The following is a 24,519-nucleotide window of genomic DNA, read 5'->3' on the forward strand; positions in this document are numbered from 1 at the left end:
TCAGGAGCGCCCGCCGCCGGGCCGCTGCCGCAGGGCGGCGGCCATGGCCCGTTCCAGGTCGGCGCGGGCAAAGGGTTTGCGCAGCACCGCCGCCGGCCCCGCCGCCTCCAGCAGCGCCGGGTCGAAGCCATGATAGCCCGACATCAGCACCACCCCCAGCCGGGGGAGCATCCGCCGCGCCTCGCACGCCAGCGCCACCCCGTTCATGCCGCGGGGCAGCATGATGTCGGTTATCAGCAGGTCGAAATCCTCCTCCGCCAGACGCTCCAGGGCGTCCGGCCCATGGGCGGCGGCGGCGGTCCGGTGGCCGCCGTGGGCCAGCATGGACAGAACACCGGCCCGCACCTGGGCGTCGTCCTCGGTCACCAGCAACCGCAGGGGGGGCAGGGCGGGCGGCGGCGCGCCGTCCTCGCCGGCGGTGTCGGGGCTGTCCCCGGTGGCGCACCGCAGGCGGACGGTGGCGGTGGTGCCGGCGCCCGGGCGGCTGGACAGCAGGAAGTCACCGCCCGACTGGCGCGCGAATCCGGCGACCATGCTCAGCCCCAGCCCGGTGCCGCGGCCCTGTTCCTTGGTGGTGAAGAACGGCTCGCACGCCTTTTCCAGAATTGCGGCCGTCATGCCGGTGCCGGTGTCGGTGACGGCGATGTGGCATTGCCCCGGTTCGGGGCCGGGACCGGCGGCGATGGTGATCCGCCCGCCGTCGGGCATGGCGTCGCGGGCGTTGATCAGCAGGTTCAGCAGGGCGTTCTGAAGCTGTGTGCGGTCGGCCATGGCCGCGGTTCCGGCGGGGATCGGGGCGACGGCGATGTCCACCGCCACCCCCAGCAGCGGGGCGGCCAGCCGCTGGATGTCCTCCACCGCCGTGTCCAGTGGCACCCGCACGGGATTGAGCGGCTGACGGCGGGCGAAGGACAGAAGCCCGTCGGTCAGGGTGCGGCCCCGGTCGGCGGCCTGCACGATTTCGGCGGCGCGGGCCGCGGCCTCGCCCTCGGCGGCGCTCAGCACCAGTTCGGCGTTGGCCCGGATGACCATCAGCAGGTTGTTGAATTCATGAGCCACACCGCCGGTCAGCGCCCCCAGCGCCTGGATCCGTTCGGTGCGCCGCAGGTTCTCCGCCGCCAGGTTGCGTTCGGTGACGTCGCGGATGAACAGGGTGAAATGGCGCACCCCGTTGTTCATCCATGAACCCATGGAGATTTCGGCGTCGAATTCCCGGCCCCCGGCGCCCGTGGCGCGGACCATCACCAGCGGGTCACCCAGGAAGGGCAGATCCTGAAGCTGCGGCAGCAGGCGGGTGATCGGCTGGCCCTGCATGGCGGTGGCGGTGCAGCCGAACCGTTCCTCGGTGGCGGGATTCATGCCCCAGATGGCCCCGTCCTCGTCCACCGTGACGAAGCAGTCGCGGGCGGCATCGACGATGGCGTGGTAGCGGGCGCTGCGCTGGGCGCGCAGCTTCCGTTCCCGCTCCACCGCCGCGGTCTGGTCGTAGATCTGGATCAGGCAGCCCACGCCCCGGCGGGTGCGGGTGGGGCGCACGACGATGGATTGCGCCACCCGTTCGTCGGTCATGCCGTCGCCGCGCAGCAGCGGGAACAGGCCGTGGTTGACGTGGTGGGAGATCACCGCCGGCAGCCCCGTCTCCAGCGCGTCGCGCACCGCCAGATCCACCCGCCCCCCGGCCATGGCCGGGAGCAGCGCGAACAGGTCCGATCCCAGGGCCGCGCGGCGGGAAATGCCGGAATGGCGCACCATCCAGGTGTTCCACAGCGTGATCCGCCGGGCGTCATCGACGATGACCACCCCCATGTCCAGTTCGTCCATGACGGTGCGGGCGGTGGCGGGGCCGGCGGCGGTGTCGGGCATGACCGGACGGAGGGCTTGCGGTTACGGGGAGTGGGGATCGGGCAGGGACCGGCGTATTCCGTCCACATAGCGGGCGACGGCGTTGCGCAGGTTGGAAATGGCGTTCAGGTCCATCAGCAGGATGATGAAGCCGCCGATGTCCCGGTCACGGATGGAAAAATCGATGGATGTGAAGAGAATGATGCCGTCGTCGTCGTCGCGGATGGTGCGTTTGAAGATCCGCTCGCCCCCGCCCTGGAAGCAGTGGGGCAGGGTGGCCTCGATCCGGCAGCCCAGCATGTTGGCGATGCCGGACAGGCAGTTGTTGAGGATGACGTTGCCGACCTCGATCATGGCGTCCTCTTCCAGGTCGGCGATCTCCTCCAGCGTCAGATGCTCGCCGACGATGGCCTGGACCAGATGCAGGCTGCGGGTTTCGGGGAACACCAGCAGGGCGCGGCCGGAAAACGGCCCGCTGAACTGTTCGCCCACCGCGATCAGGGATGTGTTGCGGTTGCCGGCGATGGTGTCCAGCGCCTCGGCCCGCGACAGGATGCGGACGTCGGGCACCGACATGGCGACCGGCTTTCCCACCATCCGGCTGAGTGCCGCCGCGGACCGGCTGACGGCCACGTTCAGCAGTTCGGTCACGGCGTCCCGTTCCAGCGCGTCGAGCATCATGGGCGGTTACACCTTCTCCGCCACGCCCATATCGGCGATGTGTCCCGCTGCGGCGATGAAGCGGGCGATGTCGTCCCGCCGCACGGGCTTTCCCAGAAAGGCCACCCGCAGCCGGCGGGCCTCGGCCAGGATATCGTCCTGTGCGTTGGCCGTCACCAGCGCAATGGCCGCATCGGGCTGGCGGGCGCGGATGACGGCGGCGGCGGACAGCCCGTCCACCCCCGGCATGTTGTAATCCATGAACACCGTATCGTAGCAGGACCGTTCCGACAGCTCCAGGGCGGTTTCGGCGTCCGCCGCTTCGGTCACCTCGGCGGTCACCCCCAGATCGTTGAGCAGGGCGCGCAGCGCCATGCGGGCCAGCTTGCTGTCATCCACCACAAGAATGCGTTTGCAGAAAACCATGATGCGTCGCTTTCCGCCGAAAGGGGCCGTTTCGCTGTCAGAGGGATGCGGGATGGCGCAACACCATCACCATCTGATCGTCCACCCGTGCGCACCCGTCGCGCATCAGCACGGCGGCGGCCAGGGCGGGATGGGTGTGGAGCAGGTGCCGCTCGGTGAACAGGTCGGCCAGCCGGGAACAGCCGTCGCTGTGTACGACCACATGGTCGCCGGCCTGCCAGGAAAGCCAGGCGGTGGGCGGCGGGGCGGCGTTGTAGCCCACCACCCCCCAGCGCCCGGTCAGGGCCGCGGCGCCACCCGGACGGACCAGGGCGGCGGTGATGTTGCCGACCCCGGCATAGCCGATGCGGTCCGGCTCCAGCCGCAGGACCAGGGCGACCGCCCCGCGGGTTCCGCGCAGGGCGCCGTGGAGTGCGGCCAGCACGGCACCGGGATCGGCGCCGCCGGGAGCCGCGGCCGCCACGGTTTCGGCCTGCCGGGCGGCGGCGGATGCCGCCTCCCCATGGCCCAGCCCGTCCACGGCCAGCACCAGCCCGTCGCCGCGCACCAGCCATCCGTCGCCACACCAGTCGCCGCCCCCCATGGCCAGCATCGCCCCCCCCCAGAACGCCGCGGGCGGCGAAAGGCCGGCGGGATTGCCGGGGCCGTGGGCGGTGATGCGGGTCAGAACGGCGGTGCCCAGCCCCGGCCGGGTGTGGATGTCGAACAGGTCGGACAGCCGCCGCACGGCCCCCAGCCCATAGCCCAGCCCGCTGGCCGGCACCACGCCCGGCGGGTGGGATGGGCCGGCGATGGCGCGGCCCACGTCGGCGATGCCCGGCCCGTGATCCAGCGCCACGCATTCCACGCCGGGGGCCGCCCCGTCCAGCCCCGCGGCCAGGGGGCGCAGCAGCAGGTTCCCCCCCTCCGGCGTGTGGTGCAGCAGGTTGCTGCCCAGCTCGCTCACCACCAGCGCCAGCCGGGCGGCGGCGTCCTCCCCCAGCGCCTGGGCGGTGGCCAGATCGGCGGCCAGACCGCGGGCCAGCGTCAGGGCGGACGGGTCGTCGATCCTCAGACGGGTGTGGCAGTGGGCGGGCAGCATCAGCGTTTCCACAAGACGATGGTGACGCGGGTGCCGGAACCGGCGGCGGAATCGATGGCGAATTCATGCACCAGCCGGCGGGTGCCGGGCAGGCCCAGCCCCATGCCCTTGCCGGTGCTGTAACCGTCCTGCATGGCGCGGCCCACGTCGGGGATGCCCGGTCCCTGGTCGGTGAAGGTCAGGCGCAGGCCGTTCTGGCCGCCGCGGTCCATCTCCTCCACCTCCACCTGTCCGCTGCCGGCGTAGAGCACGATGTTGCGCACCAGCTCGCTGGCGGCGGTGATCAGCTTGGTCTGGTCCACCAGCCCATAGCCCATGACCTGCCCCGCCTCGTCCACCAGCCGGTGGACGGCGGCCAGGGATTCCTCGCCATGGACGGGCACGGTTGCGCGGATCGGACGCGTGGCGGGCTTCACTCCGACCTGCCTGCGCGGGTGCGGAGATCCGCAAGGCCGTGCCTGACCGATAGGGCGGTCGGGATGCCGCCCAGGTCCATACCCAGTTCCACCATCGTCATTGCGACCTCCGGGCGCAGGCCGGCCACCATGGTTTCCGCCCCCAGGAGGCGGATCATCGCGGCCATCACGTTCAGCACCCGCCCCATGTGCGAATCGATCATGCGCATCTGCGCCATGTCGATCAGCACGGCGTGCGCCTGTTCCGCCACCAGCCGCCCGCCCACCTGTTCGGCCAGATGCTCGGCGTCGCTGTCGCCCAGAATCGGCGGCAGGGTGACGACCAGGATACCGTCCAGGGGGATGATGTGGGCCTGGGGGGGTGTCGCCGCGGCCATGGGCTCAGCCCCCCTTGACCACGGTGTAGTTCAGCTTGCCGAAGCAGTACCGCAAGCCCTCGGCCAGGGAAAACCGCGTCTCGATGGACGACAGGTTGATGCCCAGCGACACCATGACCTGGGCGATGGCCGGGCGGATGCCGGTGATGACGCACTCCGCCCCCATCAGCCGCGCCGCCGCCACGGTCTTGGCCAGATGCTGGGCGGTCTGGGTGTCCACCGTCGGCACGCCGCTGATGTCGAGGATGGCGTAGCGCGAGCCGCTGCGGGCGATTTCGAACAGCAGCTTTTCGGTGATCGCCTGGGCGCGGCTGGAATCCAGCGTGCCGATGATGGGCAGGGACAGAACCCCTTCCCACAGCGGCACCACGGGGACCGACAGATCCACCAGCTCCTGATTTTGCCGGCGGATGATCTGTTCGCGCCGGCTGATGAAGGCGTCCATGGAATAGAGGCCCATGGTGTCGATCAGCTTGTGGATGTCCTCCATCGCCCCCGATCCGCCGGAAAACGCCTCGTTCAGCACATGTTTCAGGCTGAAGATGAAGGTGGCGGTCTGCGAGGGGGCCAGGCCCCGTTCGGCGAACTCCACCGACAGCGCCGACAACAGGCCCCGCAGCCCGTCGGTCAGCACCGCCGGGGATGTTCCCTGCGCCTCGGTCACGGCGTCGAGCAGCCCTTCGCACAGGTCGTTCACGATGCGGTGGTCGATCTGGGGCATGGGCAGGAAATTGCCCAGATAGGTCCGCCATGTGGTCAGCAGGCGCTGGCGTTCGCCCAGCAGGGACGTGGGCGACAAGTCGTGGAGGAAGGGCATGACGGTGGCTTTCATGGCGGGAAACGGAGAATCCGGGGGGAAGCGTCAGGGCTGGGCGGTCAGGGCGTCGATGGCGCCGATCAGTTCCTGCCGTTCGAACGGCTTGAACAGGATGCGGTCGGCCCCGAAGTCCTCTTCCCGCAGATGGCCGACGCCGGTGGCGCCGTTCGGCGACCCGCCGGTGATGGCAAGGAAGCGGGTTTGCGGGGCCGCCGCCCGCCCTTCGCGGATCACGGTGGCGCCGTCCTTGCCCGGCATCCAGATGTCGGTGACCACCACGTCGAACCCTTCCCGGTTCAGGCGGTCCAGACCTTCGGCCCCGTCGCCGGCGGTGACGACCTTGTGGCCCTGGCCCTCCAGCACCATGCGCAGGGAGAACATCACCGACGGGACGTCTTCGATGACAAGAATGCGTGCCATGGCCGTGTCTCCTCAGGCGGTGGCGGGGGGATCGAATACGGGCAGGAGCACCGTGGCCACGGTGCCCAGGCCGGGGGTGCTGGCCAGGGTGATGTCGCCGCCCATGTCCTTGATCAGGCCATAGGCGACCGACAGGCCAAGCCCGGTGCCCTGGCCCACGGGTTTGGTGGTGAAGAAGGGTTCGAAGGCGCGGTCCAGAACCGCCCGGTCCATGCCGCACCCGGCATCGGCGATGGTGATGCGCGCATGCCGCGGGCCGGTCCCGTTGACCGGATCCACGGCCCGGTCCAGGTCCAGCGCCACCGTGATGGTGCCGTTCCCCCCCATGGCGGCGGCGGCGTTGCCGGCCAGATTCAGCAGCACCTGGGCAAAGGCGGTCCGGTCGGCCCGTACGGTCAGCGCCGCCGCCCCGCCGTCGATGCGCGTGTCCAGCACCACGCCCGGACCGATGGCCTTGCCCACCAGCGGCAGGGTGGCCGCCACCAGATCGCCCGCGGCCACCGGTTCCGCCGTGCGGTTGCCGGGGCGGGAAAAGGCCAGCAGGTCGCCGATGATCCGCCGCGCCTTGCGCGCGCAGTCGAGCACCATGTCCAGATACGGCCCGTCGGCGTCGTCCGCGTGCCGGTCCGACAGCTCCTGCGTCAGCAAGGTGATGGGCTGGAGCAGGTTGTTGATCTCGTGCGCCACGCCGCCCATCATGCGGCCCATCACCTCGATCCGCTGGCGCTGGCGCTCGGCCTCTTCCCGCCGGGCGTCCTCGGTCACGTCGCTCTGAAAGCCGATGTAGGCGGTGACCGCACCGTCGCCGCCGCGGATGGGCGCCAGCAGCAGCCCGTTGACGAAGGGGGTGCCGTCCTTGCGGTAATTCAGGATGCGGGTGTCGATCCGGTCCCCGGCGGCGACGGCGCGGCGGATGGCGGCCACCGCCTCGGGATCGGTGTCCGGTCCTTGCAGAACGCGGCAGTTCCGCCCCAGGATGTCCGCCGGCTCATAGCCGGTCAGCCCCTGGAAGCGGCGGTTGACGTAGATCAGGGGGGTGTCGGGCTGCTGCGCGTCGGCGACCGAGATGCTGATGGGGCAGGCGTCGATGATGGCCAGCAGCATCTGCTTGGAGCGCAGGGTGTCGTTCAGCGTCCCTTCGAACCGGCGCCGTTCGCTGATGTCCTGGATGGTGCCGGTGATCCGCCGCGGGCGCCCGCCGCCGCCCGGCTCCACCATGGCGTCGCACGACAGGTGGATGTCGCGCCCCGCCCCCTTCAGGCGGAATTCCCCGGCCCGCACCGCCCCGCCCCCGGGGGAGAACAGGCCCAGCAGGCAACCGCGGTCGCTGTCGGTCACCGCGTCGAGCAGGGCGGCCAGACCGCGGCTGTGCACCCCGTCCACACCATAGCGGCAGCCGATCCATTGCAGATCCCCGGCAATGCCGCACGGGTCGCGGTCCCAATCGGGTTCGTGGCGGAAGACCGCCAGCCGGGCGCCGTCCAGCGCCGATTCCACGGCGTCGGGGTCAGTCCGCATCACCCCGCTCCAGCGCGGCCCGATGCACGTCGCGCTGGGCATCGGAGATGTAGAGGCCGACCAGCCGGTCGGGGTCGATGCCGTCGGGCAGCAGGCTGAGGGCATGGGCGATCACCCCCATCATCTGGCGGATGATGTCGTGTTCCTGCGCCTGGGCGAACAGCAGCCCGTCCAGCGCGTCCTGCATGGCGGCGGTTTCCCGCGCGTGGGCGGGATCGGCCGCCAGCAGCCCGTCGAGCCGGTCCAGAGTGGCGATCAGCTCCTGGCTGGACGATTCGAAACGGGCCTGCACCTCGGCCACCTGCGCGGCCAGGACGCGGCAGACGCGCGAACAGTCTTCCTTCGAGCCCACGGCCTTCTCCTTTCCGTTCAGGACGGCAGAAGCTGTTTCAGGGTGGCCAGCAGCTCGTCGGGCGGGGTCGGCTTGGTCAGCCAGCCGGACGCCCCGGCGGACCGCGCCTCGTCGCGCTTGCCGGGCACGGATTCGGTGGTCAGCACCACAATGGGCGTGAAGCGGGTGGAGGAGTTCTTGCGCGCTTCCCGGATGAAGGTGAGGCCGTCCATCACCGGCATGTTCAGGTCGGTCAGGATCAGGTTGGGGCGGGTGCCTGATTTCAGCTTGTCCAGCCCGTCCTTGCCGTTGGCGGCGGTGACGACGGCATAGCCGGACTTCTGCAAAATCCGCGACAGGCTCATCACCATGGTGGGGGAATCGTCGAGGACGAGGATCGTGCTGCTCATCGGTCACGGCTTTCGTTGGGGGCGCGGCTTGCGCCGGCACCGAAGGAGGGGGGGAGTGAGGGGGACATGGCGTCCATGGGCTGGATCGCCATGCCGCTGCCCACCTGCGTCAGCCGGTCGCGAAGCTGGTGCATGTGGGTGTCCACCTCGTTGGCGGTGTCGAGCACCAGTTCGGACAGCATGCCGCTGTTGGCGGCGATCTGGGCCGCCTCGCGGATTTCCCGCGACAGGCTGAACACGGCGTCGTGCATCTGGGTCAGGCTGCCGTTCACCTCGCGCGCAAGGCCTTCCTGCTGCTGGACGGCGGCGGCGATGCGCTGGCTGGCGGCGTCAACCTGGGCGATGGTGTCCACCAGCTCGCGCAGCGCGTCCACCGACGCCGCGGTGGTGTCGCGCATGGATTCGATGCGGGTGGTGATGGTTTCGGTCGCGGTGGCGGTCTGATGGGCCAGCGCCTTCACCTCGCCCGCCACCACGGCGAAGCCCTTGCCGGCTTCACCCGCCCGGGCGGCTTCGATGGTGGCGTTCAGCGCCAGCATGCGGGTCTGGCGGGCGATGTCGCCGATCAGGCCGACGGTGGCGCTGACCTCCTGGGCCAGCCCGGCCATGGTGTCCACGCACTGGCGGGTGGTGTCGGCCCGTTCGGTGGCGTTGCGCACCACCCGCATGGTTTCGGTCATTTCGCCGACGATGATGCCGATGGCGCCGGTCAGCCCCTCGCCCACGCTGCCCAGCCGTTCGATGCACTCCTCGGCCGCACTGGCGCCGGCCATGGATTTGCCGAACTGTTCGTTGGCCTGCACCGCGGCGGTGGCCATGTCCTGGGCCATTTCGCGCATCTGGCTGTTTTCCTGCACCACCGCCGCGACCGATGTTTCCACCTGATCGACGATGACGGAGCTGAACAGGCTCATGGCCGTTTTGAGGTCGCGCGGCGTACCGCCTTCCGGTTGGGCGAGAGTCGCCGGCCGTGGCATGGCCTCGGCCGGAGCAGGCGGCGGCACCGGGCCGGATGCGTCTGCCGCTTCATCGCCGTTCCGGGTGCCGCGGAACAGGGCGAGGCCGGCAGCGGCGGCGGCCAGAAGCGCCAGGATGCGTGACGGCCAGGGAACATCGGGGAGGACGGCAGCGCACAGGCACAGCGCGGCGGCGATTCCCAAAGGCACCGCCAGACCGGACGGCCGCCGTGGACTCTTATGAGCCGGCAGAGGGAGATCGGCGGCGAGCGCCATCGGTGACCCCTTGTTCAGTTTGTCTGCAAACATGGGCCGTCCCCGTGCAAAGCACCAGTTAGGGTCAACCCTGATTTATATCTTTTGGTTTATGCCTTCTCATACTACAAAAGATATATTGTCGCACCTGCCTCCCCCGGTCTCACGCCCCCAGGGCCAGGGGAAGAGGGGGGGCGCTGTCGTCAGTCCAGTCCAGACCGGCGATTTCCCACATGCGGGCAAGCTCGATGAGGGACGAAGCCCCGGTCTTTTCCATGATGTGGGCCCGGTGAACCTCCACCGTCTTGATGCTGATCCCCAGCTCCCAGGCGATGCATTTGTTCTGTTTCCCGCCGATGACCAAGCGCAGCACCTGCGCCTCCCGGCTGGAAAGGGCGGACAGCCGTTCGGCGGCGTTGCGGCGGCGGGTGTGGACCCGAGCCCGTGCCCGTCCGATGGTCAGACAGTTTTCGATCTTTTCGAGAAAGGCGGCGTTGCCGAACGGCTTTGCCAGGAAATCGGAGGCCCCGGCCTTCATAGCCCGAACGGCCATGTCGATATCGGCGAATCCGGTTATGACCAATATCGGAAGGTCAGACCCCTGTTCCTGCAAGGTTTCAACCAGATGAATCCCGTCCATGTCAGGCAAACGCACGTCGGTGACGATGCAGCCACTCCCCCCCGAGTAACACTCAAGGAATTCAGCGGCTGTTCCATACGCATGGGTTTGGATTCTCATGCCTGATAACACGCGGGCCAGGGTCCGACGAACACCCGGATCGTCATCAATAATGTGGACATTTTCAGGTGTATTCATCGGTTGGCCTGTAAGTATGTATGGTTTAGGGTGCCGACATTATGCGGAAATTATCATTTCATGAAGACAATAATGGTAATTGATTTATCAAAAGTTAAAGAATAACCATACGATTATTTAGAAATTGAACGTTCTTTGATTCGCTGTGGGCTTTGTATTTATGGTTAAGAACATTTCACCACGGAAGAATTTTTTATTCTTTCTTGGGTAATTATATAATATCAAAGCATTGCTTTCAGTTCTGAAAGCGATACCGCGCCGGTGCGCAGCATGAAGGCGTGCGGATGGCGCCGGTCCTTCCGGCGGAGGGTTGGACGACTGGCGGCGGCTGGTGGGATGGTCCGGTCCGGGGCCGGCTTATTCTCCGCACGGTTGCGGTGCGCGGGGCGGGGAGCCGCCCGGCTTCGGGACCGCCGTGCCATCGTCCGCGCCATCGTCATGGCTCTGCGCGTGCCGGCGCTCCCGATGGAACGGGTACCGGCGGACGCTCAGGGACTGACGGTTCCTGAACGCACTGCGGCAGGGCGGTATCAGGGTTTGCCGGCTATCTGATTCACGGATATGCCGGTAAAGGTGTAACCTGAGGACCGGATCGATTTCACGGGCAGGAGAACCCCCGTCTCCTCCCGCACCTTCCGGCGCAGCAGGGACAGCAGGTTGTCGATCCGCCGGTCGCTTTCCTGCTCAAGCTTTTTGCCCAGGGTGGTCATGATGGCTTCCCGGCTCACCTGCCTGCCGGGGGCCCTGAACAGCGCTTGCATGATGCGGAATTCCGATGCCGTCAAGGACACGGCGGCCCCCGTCGGGGCGATCAGGCTCCAGTCCTGTTCGTCCAGCCGCCAGCCGTTGAGGGGCTGGCGCTTCGGCGTGGCGGGGGCATCCCCGGCGGGGGCGGCGGGCGGCGGCCCGCACGGTACGCCGCCTTCCGCCGCCCGTTCCAGGGCGATGCGGCGGGTCAGGTTCTGGATCACCACATGAAGTTCGGTCAGGTGCAGCGGCTTGCTCAGGTAATTGTCCGCACCGTTGAGCAGCCCCGTCACCCGGTCGTCCACGTCGCTGCGGGCCGTCAGGATGACGATGCCGACGCTGGGGGACAGATCGCGCACCTGGGCGGCGGTTTCGAAACCGTCCTGCCCGGGCAGGTTGACGTCCAGCACCACGACATCGAACGGTTTTTCCCCATGGGATGCCAAAAAGGATTCCGCGTCGGGGTACCCGGTGACGGAGAAGCCGACCTTTCCCAGAAAGCGGCAGATTGTGCGCAAAAGGGCCGATTCATCCTCGACCACCGCGACGGAGAACATCCGATCCTCTTCCTCGTTCCCACCGGGCGATACGCGGCCCACCTCGTGCCAAGCCGGTTTGAAGGGCCTGTATATTGTCAGGGTTATTCGGATATGTATAGATCCTGGCCGGGGCCGCGCAAAACGGGAAGAACCGTATCGGCCCTTCTCCAGGGCGGCATGACTTGCCTGCGCCCGATGGCCATGGCTGTATTTTGCCAATACAGGCAGAAAATAAAGCGATTCTTCCGAAAAAATTCCGCCGCTTCTTGGCATGATGGACGTGTTGGATAAGAAAAAGACGCCGTTTCCGCCGGGGTTCCCCGCCGGCGGCAAGGCAGGGGTGGTCCCGGACCGTTCCCGTCCCGGCTCCGGGCTGGGGCGTTTGCTGCTGCTGATCGCGGTCTTTCTGGTGATGTCCGTGCGCTCCGCCTCCGGGCAAGCGCCGCCGGCCGTGATCCTGGCCCCGGACAGCCCGGTCCTGTCCTTGGACGCCGGCATGGCTTTGCTGATTCCTCCCGACGAGGGGGTGACCGTCGAAGACGTCCTGTCGGTCCCGGCCACCGCCTTCACCATTCCGGGCGAGCGTGCCCCCGCCCACTTCGACATGGCGGTGCAATGGCGTCTCGTCTCTTTGAGAAACCCGACGGAGCGGGCCACGGTGCGGTTGATCGAGGTCGGCAGGCCACGGCTGAACTATGTGGATTTCTACAGCGTCGATGAAGCCCTGCGCGTGACCCATTACGCGGCCGGAAGCCGCCGGCCCTTTTCGGTGCGGCCCTATCCCCACCGCACCTTCCTCTTTCCCGTGACCGTCGGCGCCGGCGAGACCGTCCGCATCCTGCTGCGGACCAAATCCGAAGGGGCCATCGTCGTCACGGCCAAGGCTTGGGAACCGGATGCCTTCACCGCCCATTCGACACGGACGGCCTGGTATTACGGCATCATGCACGGGACGGCGCTGGTGCTCCTGCTCCTGGCTGCCGTCGGAGCCTTTTCCTTTCGTGACCGGGCGTCGTTCTGGCTGCTGATCCAGGTGGCGGGGTTCCATGTCCGGCTGCTGGGGCTGAGCGGCCATCTCCATGAGATCGTCCTGCCGGCCCACCCGCTTGCGGCCGACAGGCTGGGGGATTTCGCCACCGGCCCCGGCTTGGCGGGGGGCTTCATGTTCATGGTGGCGTTTCTCGATCTGCGCCGGCGTCTGCCCCGTATCGCCCTGCTGTTCCAGGGGCTGGCGGTGGCGAGCGTTCTGCTGGGGGCCACCGCCTTTGCCGGGTATTACGGCCTTGCCGCTCCGGTCGTGAACGCGGGGGTGCTGGCCTACGCTTTTCTCAGCGTCGGGGTGCTTGCTTATCTTGTGGTGCGGGGCGAACGGGGGCTTGGCCTGCTGTGTCTGGGCATGGCGGTTCCCATGGCCGCCATGGTGATGAGAATCGGCAAGAACTTCGGCCTGCCCGTGGCGGCGGACACGGCGGAATGGAGCATTTATGTGGGTTTCTACGGCTACGCGGTCATCCTGGGCGTCGCCATCGCCCGCCACATCCGGCGGATCGAGGAAGAGCGCCTGCGGCTTGCCCACACGGCGTTGGACGAAACGGCCAGGCGGGAAAGCATCCTGAACCGCATGGTGCAGGAACGCACCCAGGAGCTTGAGGAAAGCCAGCGCATGCTGATGGCCAATCTGGAGCGGGAGCGGCAATCGCGGCAGGAGCAGCGCAATTTCCTCTCCATGGTGTCCCACGAGTTCAAGACACCCATGAGCATCATCCTCGCATCGGTCTCGACCATGAGCGAATGCCGGCTGGACGAGGCCGAAACGGCGGAGGAAATGGGCAACATCGTCACGGCGGTGGCCCGCATGCAGGGGCTGGTGGAAAAATGCCTGTCCGATGAATGGCTGGATCAGGCCAGCATCGTGCTGGACGCGGCTCCCCTGGATCTTCCAGCCCTCCTGCGGGAGCTGCTGGCCGCCCAGCGCCTCACCCACGAGGACCGGGCGTTCACCCTGGCCAGCCACGGAACCCCGCGCCGGGTGACCGGCGACGACATGCTGCTGCGGATGATGTTCGCCAACATCATCGAGAACGCCGCCAAATATTCGCCCCCCGGCACCCCCATCGGCGTCGGGATCCGGTGGGAGGACGACCGGGTGCAGGTCTTCGTCCAGGATCAGGGGGAGCCGATCGCGCCGGAAGACCGGGCGCGCATCTTCGAGAAATTCTACCGCTCCCCCCGCCAGCGCCGGAAGGAAGGGGCGGGGCTGGGGCTGTATCTGGTCCGGCGGATCGCCCGCCTGCACGGCGGCGACATCATCCTGGACAACCACGCCGCCACGGGAAACCGCTTTGCCGTCACGCTGGGGGACCGCGCCGGATGATGCTTTCGTGACGATGTGCTCCACGGCGAAAACGCTCTTGACCCGGCGTCGGGCGGGGAGTAGAGGAGCCGGAGTGCCGTTGAAGTATCGGCCCCCATCCGTGCGGTCAAATCACGGATGGCCGCCGAGAAGGTCAGGAATGGAACCCCACAGTCGTCGATCGAAACAGAAGCAGGCGAAGACGCCGGTTCTGGGCTGACCTTATCTGAGGGTCCACCCGGTCCGGCCCCGTACGCCGGACAATCAGAGGTGGACCATGGTGTGTTCTTCCATCACCATCCGCATGTTCATCCCTCCCCCCCGCTGTGCTGCCGCGGTGGGGATGGCGCCGTGTGACCCGCTCCCGCGACAGCGTTAACCCGTTCCCTCCTTCCTGACACCGCATCCCGTCCCCACGCCGGGACCGGGAGCCCTTCGTCCTGTTTTGCCCATGCGGTCCCCGGCGGGCCGCGGGAAGGTACGGTCATGGTCTGGATCAACATGAGCATTTCCGCCACGGGTCTGTCGGCCCGCGCGGCGGGGGCCGCCCCCAACCGGTGGGATCTGCTGGCGCTGCCGCTGGTCATCGGCCTGCTGGCGCTGATGGCCGTCGGGGGGGAGGAGATGACGGCCCCGCTGGACAGCATCGCCGCGGCCCCGGTGTCGCTCGACCCGTGGATGCTGCCGGAATACGCCCTGCGCTCCACCTTGCGCATGCTGGCGGCGATGGCGGCGTCGCTGGTCTTCACCTTCACCTACGCCACGCTGGCGGCCAAGAGCCGGCGGGCCGGCATGGTGCTGATCCCGGTGCTGGACGTGCTGCAGTCGGTGCCGGTGCTGGGCTACATCTCGTTCACCGTGGTGTTCTTCCTGGGGCTGTTTCCCGGCAGCGTTCTGGGGGCGGAGTGTGCGGCGGTGTTCGCCATCTTCACCAGCCAGGCGTGGAACATGGCCTTCAGCTTCTACCAGTCCCTGCGCACCGTGCCGCGGGATCTGGGGGAGGCGGCGAGCGGCTTCGGCTTTTCCGGCTGGCAGCGGTTCTGGACGCTGGAAGCGCCCTATGCCGCGCCGGGATTGGTGTGGAACATGATGATGTCCATGTCCGGCGGCTGGTTCTTCGTGGTGGCGTCGGAGGCGATCACGGTCGGCGACCGCACCATCACCCTGCCGGGGGTCGGTTCCTATCTGGCGCAGGCCATCGGGGAACGGGATCTGGGGGCGGTGGGCTGGGCGGTGCTGGCCATGCTGCTGGTGATCCTGGCCTATGACCAGTTGCTGTTCCGCCCGCTGGTGGCGTGGGCCGACAAGTTCCGCGTGGAGCTGACGGGCGCGCAGGAGGTGCCGGACTCCTGGCTGCTCAACCTGTTCCAGCGCACCCGCTTCTTCCGCACCCTGTTCGCCCCGGTGGGCGGGCTGCTGGACCGGGCGGTGTGGTGGCGGCCCCGTGGGTTCGGCCTTCCGCTGGCGGCGAGGGCGAGGGCGAGGGCGGGGGCGGGGCGGGTGGCCGGGCCGTTTCTGCGCCGGCTGGACCGGGTGCCGGCCCGCACGGTGGATGCGCTGTGGTACGCGGTTCTGGCCGTGGCCGGCGGGTGGTGCGGCTGGACCATGGTGACGTTCATCGCGTCGGGCGTGGGCTGGGGCGACGTGGGCACGGCGGTGCTGCTGGGGGCGGCCACGCTGGCGCGGGTGGTGGCGCTGATCGTGGTGGCGTCGCTGGTGTGGGTGCCGCTGGGGGTGCTGATCGGGCTGCGCCCGCGGCTGGCGGAAATGGTGCAGCCGGCGGCCCAGTTCCTCGCCGCCTTTCCCGCCAACCTGCTGTTTCCGGTGGCGGTGGTGGCGATCCTGCGGTTCGATCTCAACCCCGATGTCTGGCTCAGCCCGCTGATGATCCTGGGCACCCAGTGGTACATCCTGTTCAACGTGGTGGCCGGCACCACCGCCTTTCCCAGCGATCTGCGGGAAGCGGCGGCCAATTTCCGCATCCGCGGCTGGCAATGGTGGCGCGACGTGATGCTGCCGGGGGTGTTTCCCCACTACATCACCGGGGCGGTCACCGCGTCGGGCGGGTCGTGGAACGCCAGCATCGTGGCCGAAGCCGTCAATTGGGGCGACACCACCCTGACCGCCCATGGCTTGGGCAGCTACATCGCCCAGGCCACGGCGGCGGGCGACTATCCCCGCATCGTGCTGGGCATCGCGGTGATGGCGGTGTTCGTCATTCTTCTCAACCGACTTCTGTGGCGCCCGCTCTACGCCTTTGCCGAGCGCCGCCTGCGTCTTGCCTGAGGGAGGACCGGACATGCCGGATACCCTGGAAACCGTGGATACCCTGAACCCCGTCCTGTTCGACCTGACGGGCGTGCGCCAGTCCTATGCCAAGCCGGGCGCGCGGGAATACGTCGTGCTGGACGGCGTGGACCTGAGCCTGCGGGCGGGGGAGATCGTCGGGCTGCTGGGCCGCTCCGGCTCGGGCAAGTCCACGCTGCTGCGCATCGTCGCCGGGCTGGTGCGGCCCACCGGCGGTGCGGTCACCCACCACGGCGCCCCCGTCACCGGCCCCGCCGACGGGGTGGCGATGGTGTTCCAGTCCTTCGCCCTGTTCCCCTGGATGACCGTGTGGGAAAACGTGCTGGCCGGGCTGAAGGCCCAGGGCGTGCCGCTTCGGGAGGCCGAGGCGCGGGCGGAGGAGGCCATCGACCTGATCGGCCTGTCGGGCTTCGAATCCGCCTATCCCAAGGAGCTGTCGGGCGGCATGCGCCAGCGGGTGGGCTTCGCCCGTGCGCTGGTGGTCCACCCGGAAATCCTGCTGATGGACGAGCCGTTTTCGGCGCTGGACGTGCTGACGGCGGAAACCCTGCGCACCGACCTCCTGGACCTGTGGATGGAACGGCGGCTGCCGATCCGCTCGATCCTGATGGTCACCCACAACATCGAGGAGGCGGTGCTGATGTGCGACCGCATCCTGGTGTTCTCGTCCAATCCCGGACGGGTGGCGGCGGAAATCCGCGTGGATATTCCCCACCCGCGCAACCGCCTGGACCCGGTGTTCCGCGCCATGGTCGATGACATCTATGGCCGGATGACGGCGCGCAAACCGCTGACCGCCCCGGCCGTCCCCGCGGCCCGCCAGCCGCCGGCCCATGCGGTGCCGCTGGTGCCGGTGTCCACCAACCTGCTGGCCGGGCTGATGGAGACCCTGGCCTCGCCCGTTTATCACGGCCGGGCGGATCTGCCCCATCTGGCGGCGGCGCTGCAGCACGAGATCGACGACCTGTTCCCCATTGCCGAGGCGCTGCAGATGCTGGGCTTCGCCGAGGTGGCGGAGGGCGACATCCACCTGACCGAGCCGGGGCGGCTGTTTGCCGAAGCCGGGGTGGACGACCGCAAGCGGCTGTTCGCCGAGCATCTGGTCCGTTTCGTTCCGCTGGCCGCCCACATCCATGGGCTGCTGAAGGAGGTTCCGTCCCATCATGTTCCCCGCGCCCGCATCGGTGCCGAGCTGACCCCCTTCATGAGCGAGGATTACGCCGGCGACACGCTGAGGGCGGTGACGAGCTGGGCGCGTTACGCCGAACTCTTCGCCTATGACGACGAAAGCGAGACCTTCGCGTTCGAGGATGGGGAATAGCAGGCTGGAAAAGGGGGCCGGCCCCTCTCGGGGCCGGCCCCCAAATCATAACCCGCGGCTCCCCGCCGCGGCACCGCTTCTACCCGTGCCAGATGGGATGGGTGGCCCGCACCGGCGACTGGCGCCGGTCGTACGGGCTGGGGTGGTGCAGGCAGGTCAGGCGGTAGAGGCCCAACAGGTCTTCGGTCCGGCCCGGATCGTTGTGCCGGGCCACGCTGCACAGATTGTCCCACACCATCTGACGAAGGGCTGCGTCACCCCATGGGTGGTTCAGCAGATAGACACCTTTTTCCAGAGCGATCATCGACGGCAACCGCTCGTGCGCGGCGATCTGGGCAACCTCATCCTTGTCGAGGTTGGCAAGGCCGATACAATCCTCATAGGTGAGCATGGCAACCTCCCGGTGCGGCACCCACGGCTGTGGGGCCGCATCCTTCCCGGCGTCCGCCATGGCGCGGCACCCGCCCGCCGGAAGAGGGCGGGGGGCGTGAGCGCCGGTGGGCTTACATCACCCTTTTCTTATACCACATTTCCAGATGCGGCATGGATGCGAAGACGGGGGGAGGAGGCATCCATCCGCGGGGTGCGGCATGATGCCTCGGGCAGGAAATCAATCGTCGCCCTGGGTCTGCTGCCGTTCCTGGAAGCGGAACGGGTTGGCGGGATAGACGCCCAGGATCTTCACCTCGCGGGCGAAGAAGTCCAGTTCCTCCAGCGCCAGCCGCAGGGAACGGTCCTCCGGGTGGCCTTCCACGTCGGCATAGAACTGGGTGGCGGTGAATCGCCCCTCGACCATGTAGCTTTCCAGCTTGGTCATGTTGACGCCGTTGGTGGCGAATCCGCCCAGCGCCTTGTACAGCGCCGCCGGCACGCTGCGCACGCGGAAGACGAAGGTGGTGATGGTGGGGGTGCCGGGGGCCGGAACCTTCGGCTCGCGGGCCATGATCAGGAAGCGGGTGGTGTTGTGCCGCGCGTCCTCGATGTCCGCCTTCAGGATCTCCAGCCCATAGATCTCGGCGGCCAGCGACGAGGCGATGGCCGCGTGCCGGGGATCGTTCAGCGCCGCGATCTCGGCGGCGGAACCGGCGGTGTCGGCGTGGTTGATGATCTCCAGCCCCAGGCTGCGGATGGCGGACCGGCACTGGGACAGGGCCTGGATATGGCTGCGCACCGTGCGGATGGTGCCCAGCGTGGCGCCCTTGGGGGCCAGAAGCTGGTGGTTCACCGGCTGGAAATGCTCGCCGATGATGTGCAGCCCGCCTTCGGGCAGCAGATAGTGGTTGTCGGCCACGCGCCCGGCGATGGAGTTTTCCACCGGGATCATGGCAAGGGCCGCGCGCCCCTCGCGCACGGCGGCGAACGCGTCCTCGAACGTCTGGCAGGGCAGGGTGGTCATGCCCGGAAACACCGAACGGCACGACAGGTCGGAATAGGCGCCGGGATGCCCTTGGAAGGCGATGATGTTCGAGGTCGGCATGGGAAACGTCTGTCCGCTGGGTCAGGAACGCCGGGCCAGCAGGGTGCGGGCCCGTTCGAGGTCTTCGGGAGTATCGACGCCCAGGGGAACCGCGTCAACGACCGCCACGTCGATGCGCAGGCCGTGGGCCAGCGCGCGGAGCTGCTCCAGCCGCTCGCGCTGTTCCAGCACCGACGGCGGCAGGGCGACGAACCGCTCCAGCGCCGCCCGGCGGTAGGCGTACAGGCCGATGTGGTGCAGCAGCGGCCCGTCGCCGGTGGGGGCGGTGGCGCGGGTGAAATAAAGGGCGCGGCCCCGGTTCAGCACCGGGTCCAGTTCCACCACCGCCTTGACCACGTTGGGGTTGTCCACCTCCTCCGCCCGCGTGATGACGGCGGCGAGCGTGGCGATGTCCACCGCCGGATCGGCCAGGGTGGCGAAGGCGGTGCGCACCACCGCCGGCTCGATGGTCGGCAGGTCGCCCTGCACGTTGACCACCGCGTCGTGGGTGTGGTCCGGGTCGATCAGGTTCACCGCCTCGAAGATGCGGTCGGAGCCCGAGGGGTGGTCGGGGCGGGTCAGCACGGCGGTGCCGCCCGCCGATTCGACGGCCCGGACGATGTCCGGCTCGGCGGCGGCGACCAGGACGGGGCCGATATCGGCCTCCACCGCCCGGCGCCAGACCTGCACGATCATGGGCAGCCCGTTGATGTCGGCCAGGGGCTTGCCCGGCAGCCGGGTGGACGCCATGCGGGCGGGAATCACCACGATGGGGTTGGACGGCGGGGAAACGGTCATGGCGGACGATCCCGATCTGAACAGGGGGCCTTTGCGATGACGGGGGGTGAAGCACGTCCCAGGCCCCGCGTCAAGGGGCCGGAGGCCAAGGCTGCCGGTGACATTTGCCGCAGGGCGGACTATCCTTGCGGCAAAACGCCCGGTCCGGCCGGGTGGCGCTCTCACACGTCCGGTGTCACCGGGCCCATGGATCGAACAAGGGGACGGAACCCTATGTTTATGGAGTTGAACAAGGCGTTCGGCGCGGTGCTGCTGGCGCTTTTGGTTGCCTTGCTGTCGGGCTTTGCCGCGCGGGTTCTGGTGATGCCCAGGCCGGCGGTGCAGCCGGGCTATGTGGTGCAGGCGGCCGCCGGCGGCGCCGCCAAGACCGACACCGCGGCCCCCGCCGGCCCGGCGCCCATCGGCCCGCTGCTGGCCGCCGCCAACGTGGACGCGGGCAAGGCCGCGACCAAGGCCTGCACCTCGTGCCACACCTTCGACAAGGGCGGTGCGGCCAAGGTCGGCCCCAACCTGTACGGCGTGGTCGGCGGCCCGCACGCCCACATGGAGGGCTTTGCCTATTCCGACGCCATGAAGAGCCAGCAGGGCGTGTGGGATTTCGAGGCGCTGAACAAGTTCCTGACCAACCCCAAGGCGGCGGTGCCCGGCACCAAGATGAGCTTTGCCGGGATCAAGGGCGACCAGGACCGTGCCAACCTCATCGCCTATCTGCGCACCCTGTCGGATGCCCCGGTGCCGCTGCCGTAAGGCCGGGCGGACCGGACACGGGACGGTGTGAAAAAGCCCCGCGGCGCTTCGGCCCGCGGGGTTTTTTCCTGTGTGCCCGCGCGCCCGTCACCCCGCCCGGCGGAAGAAGGCGATCAATTGCTGCATGGAGTGAGCCTGTTCGGTCAACTGATGGGCGGCGGCGGTGGTTTCCTCCACCAGGGCCGCGTTCTTCTGGGTCATCTCGTCCATCTGCGCCACCGCCGAGTTGATCTCGTCCAGCGCCGATGCCTGCTGGGCCGACGCGGTGGCCATCTCGGCGATCAGCGCCGCCACGTCCTGGACCCCGCGCACGATGCCTTCCAGGGCACCGCCGGCCTTCTGCACCAGCTCCACGCCGCCATGCACCTGGGAATCGCTGTCCATGATCAGCGCCTTGATCTCCTTCGACGCCTGGGCCGAGCGCTGGGCGAGGTTGCGCACCTCCTGCGCCACCACGGCGAAGCCGCGGCCCGCATCGCCGGCCCGCGCCGCCTCCACCGCGGCGTTGAGCGCCAGCAGGTTGGTCTGGAAGGCGATTTCGTCGATCACGCCGATGATGTCGGTGATCTTGCGGCTGGCTCCCTCGATCCGCCGCATGGCGTCCACCGCCGAGACCGCCACCTGACCGCCCGATTCGGCGGCGGTGCGGGCGTCGGACGCCATACGGTTGGCGCGCTGGGCGTTGTCGGCGTTGGAGCGCACGGTGGCCCCCAACTGCTCCATGCTGGCCGCGGTCTCCTCCAGCGAGGAGGCCTGCTGCTCGGTGCGCTCGGCCAGGTCGGAGGAGCCCATGGACACCTCCGACGCGGCGGACGCGATGGCGTCGGAGGCGTGCGCGATCTGGCCGACGATGCGCGACAGGGTTTCCGACGTGGTGTTGAAATCGCTCTTCAGGGCATGGAACGCCCCCTGGTAATCCTTGGTCAGCCGGGCGTTCAGGTCGCCGTGGGCCAGCGCACCCAGCACCTGCCCCAGATCCTTGATGACCGACTGCACGGTGTCGGTCAGGCGGTTGATCCCCTCCGACATCGCCCGGTAGAAGCCGTCCTTGCCGGCAAGGTCGATGCGCCGGCTCAGATCGCCCTTGGAGACCGACTCGATAAGAGCGGCGATTTCCCGGCCGATGGCCTGTTCGCGGGCGCGCTGGGCCTCGTCCTCGCGGCGCTCCTGCTCGATGCGGGCGCGCTCGGCCTCGTCCATCCGCCGCTTTTCGATGGCGTTGTCCTTGAACACCTGCACCGCCCGGGCCATGGACCCGATCTCGTCGTGGCGGTCCAGGCCGGGCACCGTCACATCCAGCCGGTGATCGGCCAGATGGCGCATGGTGTCCTCGATGGCGGTCACGGCCTTCATCTGGCGGCGGACCAGCAGGAAGCTCAGCAGGCCGAAGGCGATGGTCACCACCGGCGCGATGACGATCAGGGTGCCCTGCACCTCGTCCATCGTCTTCAGCACCTCCGCCCGCTTCAGACCGACGAACAGCACGCCGGCCACATTGCCCCGCGCGTCGAACAGGGGGTCGTAGGCGGTGAAGTAGGCCTGCCCCAGAATGTCGGCCACCCCGCGGAAGCTCTTGCCCTGCGTCAGCACCGTGTCATAGACCGGGCCGGCGGCCAGGCGGGTGCCCACGGCGCGGGTGCCGTCGTCCTTCAGCACGTTGGTGGCCACGCGGGTGTCGCCGCGGAACACCGTCGCCATGCCGCCCGTCAGGCCGCGCACCGTGTCCACGACGGTGGTGTCGCCGTCCAGCCGGGTGTCGCCCACATAGAGCGCCCCGTCGCGGATGGAATAGGTGTTCCCCTTCTGCTTCAGCAGCATATGGGCCAGCGCGATGCTGCGTTCCCGCTGGTCCTGGGCACCCTGGGCGCTGCGCTCCTCCAGAACATAGCTGGCGGACAGCATCAGCACCATGGCGAGAAACACCAGCCCGGCGATGTTCAAGGCGCAGAGTTTCGCCGTCAGCGACAGTTTTTTCAGCACGATAAACCCCTGGCCGCCGTGTGTTAGAAAAACCTTATTGACAGGAAGGTTTTTCCAGTGTCTCACACAAAAGCGGGCGGGGAAAGGGTATCCGGCGCAGTGGTCATACCGGAATCGTCATACCGGCGTATTGCGTTCGGCCGGTTTGCTCCGTTGGGCGCGGGCGGCTTCCTGGCCGGCGACGTAATGGTGCCAGATCAGTTTGGCGGCCAGACTGCGGTGGGGCCGCCAGGGTTCGGCGATGGCCGTCAACTCCAAGGGGCCGGGCCGGGCGGGCAGGGCGAGCAGCCGCTGAACCCCGATCTGGATCGCCAGATCGCCCACCGGCCACACGTCGGGCCGGTCCAGCGCCATCATCAGATAGATGTCGGCGGTCCAGCGCCCCACCCCCTTCAGCGCCATCAGCGCGGCGGCGGCGGCATCGTCGGGCAGGGTGTGCAGGCGCTCGAAATCCAGCGCGCCGGACTCCACCGCCGCGGCCAGCCCGCGGCCATAGATGATCTTCTGCCGGGAAAAGCCGCAGGCACGCAACGTGTCCTCGTTCAGGGACAGCAGGCCAGCGGGGGTGATGGGGTCGAGACGCGCTTCCAGCTTGCGCCACAGGGTCAGCGCCACCTGGGTGGAAAGCTGCTGTTCCAGAATGATGCGCAACAGGCCGAGGAAGCCCGAAGGGCGGCGGAAGTCCCGCTCCAGCGGCCCGGCCACGCGCAGGCATTCGGCAAAGATGGGGTAAAGGCCGGCCAGCCCCTCCGGCGTCATCGGGGGGAGGGCGGGAGAGGGCGGGGTGGCGTTCCCCCCGCCCGTGCCGTCCGGCTGGCCGCTCACGCGGTCAGTTCGATGGCGTAATCCTCGATGACGGTGTTGGCCAGCAGCTTGGTGCACATGGCCTCCACCTCCTTGCGGGCGGCGTCGGCGTCGGTGCTGGTCAGCTCCAGCTCGATCACCTTGCCGGCGCGGACATTCTCCACCCCGCCGAAGCCCAGCGTGTGGAGCGCGTGCTCGATCGCCTTGCCCTGCGGGTCCAGCACGCCGCGCTTGAGGGTGACGTGAACCTTGGCCTTCATCGGGGAACCCTTTTCTTCCTGACTGTCAGTCACTGCATGGTCTTTGGGCCTTTGAGGTCGCTGGCCCCGCCCTCGGGCAGGATGCCCAGGCGCCGCGCGACCTCCTGGTACGCTTCCTCCACCTTGCCCAGATCCTGGCGGAAGCGGTCCTTGTCCAACTTCTCGTTGGTCTTGATGTCCCACAGACGGCAGCTGTCGGGGCTGATCTCGTCGGCGACGACGATGCGCATGTCGTCGTTTTCCCACAGACGGCCGAATTCCAGCTTGAAATCCACCAGCCGCAGCCCGATGCCCAGGAACAGCCCCGACAGGTAATCGTTCACGCGCAGCGCCAGCGCCACCATGTCGTCCAGGTCCGGCGGAGCGGCCCAGCCGAAGGCAGTGATGTGCTCCTCCGTCACCATGGGGTGATTAAGTTCCTCGGACTTCAGATAATACTCGATGATCGAGCGGGGCAGCGGCGTGCCTTCCTGAATGCCGAAGCGGGTGGACAAAGACCCGGCGGCGACGTTGCGGACCACCACCTCGATGGGGATGATCTCCACCTCGCGGATCAACTGTTCGCGCATGTTCAGGCGGCGGACGAAATGGGTCGGGATGCCCATTTCCGTCAGCCGCGACATCAGATATTCGGAGATGCGGTTGTTCAGCACCCCCTTGCCGGTGATGACCCCCTTCTTCTGGTTGTTGAAGGCGGTCGCGTCGTCCTTGAAGTACTGCACCAGGGTGCCCGGCTCCGGTCCTTCGAAAAGAACTTTCGCCTTGCCTTCATAGATGCGCCGGCGTCTGGTCATGGGTGGTGATCCAAAACTCGCGTGTGGGGCGGCGGATGAACGGCCGCTCCTGGAAAAAGACCAAAGTGATATAGCAAGCCGTTCCGC

Annotated in this window: 25 protein-coding genes; 4 read left to right on the forward strand and 21 right to left on the reverse strand. The window is 68.2% G+C overall.

The annotated features are described in order from the left end of the window. The 14 genes from M2352_RS21410 to M2352_RS21475 all read right to left on the reverse strand — a co-directional run bounded on the left by M2352_RS21410 (position 1) and on the right by M2352_RS21475 (position 11,630). The gene (locus M2352_RS21410; RefSeq protein ID WP_264666565.1) at positions 1-1,863 is read right to left on the reverse strand and encodes a hybrid sensor histidine kinase/response regulator; all 1,863 of its coding nucleotides are present in this window, start codon (positions 1,861-1,863) and stop codon (positions 1-3) included. Between the two features lie 21 nt (positions 1,864-1,884). Further along, the gene (locus M2352_RS21415; RefSeq protein ID WP_264666566.1) at positions 1,885-2,523 is read right to left on the reverse strand and encodes a chemotaxis protein CheX; all 639 of its coding nucleotides are present in this window, start codon (positions 2,521-2,523) and stop codon (positions 1,885-1,887) included. 6 nt (positions 2,524-2,529) lie between these two features. Further along, positions 2,530-2,928 (reverse strand): response regulator, encoded by a 399-nt coding sequence (locus M2352_RS21420; RefSeq protein ID WP_264666567.1) that lies wholly within the window; start codon positions 2,926-2,928, stop codon positions 2,530-2,532. A gap of 37 nt (positions 2,929-2,965) precedes the next feature. Beyond that, entirely contained in the window at positions 2,966-4,009 is a 1,044-nt protein-coding gene (locus M2352_RS21425) for an ATP-binding protein (RefSeq protein ID WP_264666568.1), read from the reverse strand. Further along, the gene (locus tag M2352_RS21430) at positions 4,009-4,425 is read right to left on the reverse strand and encodes an anti-sigma regulatory factor (protein WP_264666569.1); all 417 of its coding nucleotides are present in this window, start codon (positions 4,423-4,425) and stop codon (positions 4,009-4,011) included. The genes M2352_RS21425 and M2352_RS21430 overlap by 1 nt, the downstream gene beginning before the upstream one ends. Further along, a complete protein-coding gene (locus M2352_RS21435; RefSeq protein WP_264666570.1) occupies positions 4,422-4,802 on the reverse strand; it encodes an STAS domain-containing protein in 381 nt (126 codons plus the stop codon). The genes M2352_RS21430 and M2352_RS21435 overlap by 4 nt, the downstream gene beginning before the upstream one ends. Positions 4,803-4,806: 4 nt before the next feature. Next, positions 4,807-5,634 (reverse strand): STAS domain-containing protein, encoded by an 828-nt coding sequence (locus tag M2352_RS21440; RefSeq protein ID WP_264666571.1) that lies wholly within the window; start codon positions 5,632-5,634, stop codon positions 4,807-4,809. A gap of 30 nt (positions 5,635-5,664) precedes the next feature. After that, a complete protein-coding gene (locus M2352_RS21445; protein WP_264666572.1) occupies positions 5,665-6,039 on the reverse strand; it encodes a response regulator in 375 nt (124 codons plus the stop codon). Positions 6,040-6,051: 12 nt separating this feature from the next. Beyond that, the gene (locus M2352_RS21450; protein ID WP_264666573.1) at positions 6,052-7,557 is read right to left on the reverse strand and encodes an ATP-binding protein; all 1,506 of its coding nucleotides are present in this window, start codon (positions 7,555-7,557) and stop codon (positions 6,052-6,054) included. After that, the gene (locus M2352_RS21455) at positions 7,547-7,909 is read right to left on the reverse strand and encodes a hypothetical protein (RefSeq protein ID WP_264666574.1); all 363 of its coding nucleotides are present in this window, start codon (positions 7,907-7,909) and stop codon (positions 7,547-7,549) included. Before M2352_RS21455 ends, M2352_RS21450 begins: the two co-directional genes overlap by 11 nt. A gap of 17 nt (positions 7,910-7,926) precedes the next feature. Continuing rightward, entirely contained in the window at positions 7,927-8,298 is a 372-nt protein-coding gene (locus tag M2352_RS21460) for a response regulator (RefSeq protein WP_264666575.1), read from the reverse strand. After that, positions 8,295-9,530 (reverse strand): methyl-accepting chemotaxis protein, encoded by a 1,236-nt coding sequence (locus M2352_RS21465; protein WP_264666576.1) that lies wholly within the window; start codon positions 9,528-9,530, stop codon positions 8,295-8,297. The genes M2352_RS21460 and M2352_RS21465 overlap by 4 nt, the downstream gene beginning before the upstream one ends. 142 nt (positions 9,531-9,672) lie before the next feature. Continuing rightward, positions 9,673-10,326, reverse strand: coding sequence for a response regulator transcription factor (locus M2352_RS21470; protein WP_264666577.1), 654 nt, complete (start codon positions 10,324-10,326; stop codon positions 9,673-9,675). 530 nt (positions 10,327-10,856) lie between these two features. Beyond that, a complete protein-coding gene (locus M2352_RS21475; protein ID WP_264666578.1) occupies positions 10,857-11,630 on the reverse strand; it encodes a response regulator transcription factor in 774 nt (257 codons plus the stop codon). A 265-nt stretch (positions 11,631-11,895) separates the two neighbouring features. Here M2352_RS21475 and M2352_RS21480 point away from each other — a divergent pair, with 265 nt between their 5' ends. From M2352_RS21480 to M2352_RS21490, 3 genes are all read left to right on the forward strand, one after another. Next, positions 11,896-13,986: a sensor histidine kinase gene (locus M2352_RS21480; RefSeq protein ID WP_264666579.1), complete on the forward strand. Its 2,091-nt coding sequence runs from the start codon at positions 11,896-11,898 to the stop codon at positions 13,984-13,986. 465 nt (positions 13,987-14,451) lie between these two features. Then, a complete protein-coding gene (locus M2352_RS21485; RefSeq protein WP_264666580.1) occupies positions 14,452-16,251 on the forward strand; it encodes an ABC transporter permease in 1,800 nt (599 codons plus the stop codon). 13 nt (positions 16,252-16,264) lie between these two features. Then, positions 16,265-17,593, forward strand: a complete 1,329-nt coding sequence (locus M2352_RS21490) for an ABC transporter ATP-binding protein (RefSeq protein WP_264666581.1) — start codon at positions 16,265-16,267, stop codon at positions 17,591-17,593. Positions 17,594-17,672: 79 nt separating this feature from the next. Here the strand turns inward: M2352_RS21490 and M2352_RS21495 are convergent, their stop codons facing one another. The 3 genes from M2352_RS21495 to M2352_RS21505 all read right to left on the reverse strand — a co-directional run bounded on the left by M2352_RS21495 (position 17,673) and on the right by M2352_RS21505 (position 19,847). Continuing rightward, the gene (locus M2352_RS21495) at positions 17,673-18,044 is read right to left on the reverse strand and encodes a hypothetical protein (RefSeq protein ID WP_264666582.1); all 372 of its coding nucleotides are present in this window, start codon (positions 18,042-18,044) and stop codon (positions 17,673-17,675) included. Positions 18,045-18,203: 159 nt separating this feature from the next. Beyond that, positions 18,204-19,070 carry a prephenate dehydratase gene (locus M2352_RS21500; protein ID WP_264666583.1) on the reverse strand — a complete coding sequence of 289 codons (867 nt, stop codon included), beginning with the start codon at positions 19,068-19,070 and terminating at the stop codon, positions 18,204-18,206. A gap of 21 nt (positions 19,071-19,091) precedes the next feature. Beyond that, positions 19,092-19,847 carry a 3-deoxy-manno-octulosonate cytidylyltransferase gene (locus M2352_RS21505; RefSeq protein WP_264666584.1) on the reverse strand — a complete coding sequence of 252 codons (756 nt, stop codon included), beginning with the start codon at positions 19,845-19,847 and terminating at the stop codon, positions 19,092-19,094. Positions 19,848-20,066: 219 nt separating this feature from the next. Here M2352_RS21505 and M2352_RS21510 point away from each other — a divergent pair, with 219 nt between their 5' ends. After that, a complete protein-coding gene (locus tag M2352_RS21510; protein WP_264666585.1) occupies positions 20,067-20,594 on the forward strand; it encodes a c-type cytochrome in 528 nt (175 codons plus the stop codon). Between the two features lie 87 nt (positions 20,595-20,681). Here M2352_RS21510 and M2352_RS21515 read toward each other — a convergent pair whose 3' ends face one another. The 4 genes from M2352_RS21515 to purC all read right to left on the reverse strand — a co-directional run bounded on the left by M2352_RS21515 (position 20,682) and on the right by purC (position 24,432). Continuing rightward, entirely contained in the window at positions 20,682-22,574 is a 1,893-nt protein-coding gene (locus M2352_RS21515) for a methyl-accepting chemotaxis protein (protein ID WP_264666586.1), read from the reverse strand. 117 nt (positions 22,575-22,691) lie between these two features. Beyond that, the gene (locus tag M2352_RS21520) at positions 22,692-23,399 is read right to left on the reverse strand and encodes a DNA-3-methyladenine glycosylase family protein (protein WP_264666587.1); all 708 of its coding nucleotides are present in this window, start codon (positions 23,397-23,399) and stop codon (positions 22,692-22,694) included. Continuing rightward, the gene (gene purS, locus M2352_RS21525; protein WP_264666588.1) at positions 23,396-23,638 is read right to left on the reverse strand and encodes a phosphoribosylformylglycinamidine synthase subunit PurS; all 243 of its coding nucleotides are present in this window, start codon (positions 23,636-23,638) and stop codon (positions 23,396-23,398) included. The genes M2352_RS21520 and purS overlap by 4 nt, the downstream gene beginning before the upstream one ends. Positions 23,639-23,667: 29 nt before the next feature. Beyond that, the gene (purC, locus tag M2352_RS21530; protein ID WP_264666589.1) at positions 23,668-24,432 is read right to left on the reverse strand and encodes a phosphoribosylaminoimidazolesuccinocarboxamide synthase; all 765 of its coding nucleotides are present in this window, start codon (positions 24,430-24,432) and stop codon (positions 23,668-23,670) included. Positions 24,433-24,519 lie beyond the last annotated feature (87 nt).

Origin of the sequence: Azospirillum fermentarium, from assembly GCF_025961205.1 — a bacterium.
Classification (GTDB): domain Bacteria; phylum Pseudomonadota; class Alphaproteobacteria; order Azospirillales; family Azospirillaceae; genus Azospirillum; species Azospirillum fermentarium.

Excerpts from the sequence above, each read along its gene's own strand:
- M2352_RS21490 (WP_264666581.1), top strand. The coding sequence starts at position 16,265 with ATGCCGGATACCCTGGAAACCGTGGATACCCTGAACCCCGTCCTGTTC.
- M2352_RS21495 (WP_264666582.1), bottom strand. The coding sequence starts at position 18,044 with ATGGCGGACGCCGGGAAGGATGCGGCCCCACAGCCGTGGGTGCCGCAC.
- M2352_RS21440 (WP_264666571.1), bottom strand. The coding sequence starts at position 5,634 with ATGAAAGCCACCGTCATGCCCTTCCTCCACGACTTGTCGCCCACGTCC.
- purC (WP_264666589.1), bottom strand. The coding sequence starts at position 24,432 with ATGACCAGACGCCGGCGCATCTATGAAGGCAAGGCGAAAGTTCTTTTC.
- M2352_RS21500 (WP_264666583.1), bottom strand. The coding sequence starts at position 19,070 with ATGCCGACCTCGAACATCATCGCCTTCCAAGGGCATCCCGGCGCCTAT.
- M2352_RS21510 (WP_264666585.1), top strand. The coding sequence starts at position 20,067 with ATGGAGTTGAACAAGGCGTTCGGCGCGGTGCTGCTGGCGCTTTTGGTT.
- M2352_RS21445 (WP_264666572.1), bottom strand. The coding sequence starts at position 6,039 with ATGGCACGCATTCTTGTCATCGAAGACGTCCCGTCGGTGATGTTCTCC.
- M2352_RS21470 (WP_264666577.1), bottom strand. The coding sequence starts at position 10,326 with ATGAATACACCTGAAAATGTCCACATTATTGATGACGATCCGGGTGTT.
- M2352_RS21450 (WP_264666573.1), bottom strand. The coding sequence starts at position 7,557 with ATGCGGACTGACCCCGACGCCGTGGAATCGGCGCTGGACGGCGCCCGG.
- M2352_RS21475 (WP_264666578.1), bottom strand. The coding sequence starts at position 11,630 with ATGTTCTCCGTCGCGGTGGTCGAGGATGAATCGGCCCTTTTGCGCACA.
- M2352_RS21415 (WP_264666566.1), bottom strand. The coding sequence starts at position 2,523 with ATGATGCTCGACGCGCTGGAACGGGACGCCGTGACCGAACTGCTGAAC.
- M2352_RS21435 (WP_264666570.1), bottom strand. The coding sequence starts at position 4,802 with ATGGCCGCGGCGACACCCCCCCAGGCCCACATCATCCCCCTGGACGGT.
- purS (WP_264666588.1), bottom strand. The coding sequence starts at position 23,638 with ATGAAGGCCAAGGTTCACGTCACCCTCAAGCGCGGCGTGCTGGACCCG.
- M2352_RS21460 (WP_264666575.1), bottom strand. The coding sequence starts at position 8,298 with ATGAGCAGCACGATCCTCGTCCTCGACGATTCCCCCACCATGGTGATG.
- M2352_RS21420 (WP_264666567.1), bottom strand. The coding sequence starts at position 2,928 with ATGGTTTTCTGCAAACGCATTCTTGTGGTGGATGACAGCAAGCTGGCC.
- M2352_RS21485 (WP_264666580.1), top strand. The coding sequence starts at position 14,452 with ATGGTCTGGATCAACATGAGCATTTCCGCCACGGGTCTGTCGGCCCGC.
- M2352_RS21505 (WP_264666584.1), bottom strand. The coding sequence starts at position 19,847 with ATGACCGTTTCCCCGCCGTCCAACCCCATCGTGGTGATTCCCGCCCGC.
- M2352_RS21465 (WP_264666576.1), bottom strand. The coding sequence starts at position 9,530 with ATGGCGCTCGCCGCCGATCTCCCTCTGCCGGCTCATAAGAGTCCACGG.
- M2352_RS21425 (WP_264666568.1), bottom strand. The coding sequence starts at position 4,009 with ATGCTGCCCGCCCACTGCCACACCCGTCTGAGGATCGACGACCCGTCC.
- M2352_RS21410 (WP_264666565.1), bottom strand. The coding sequence starts at position 1,863 with ATGCCCGACACCGCCGCCGGCCCCGCCACCGCCCGCACCGTCATGGAC.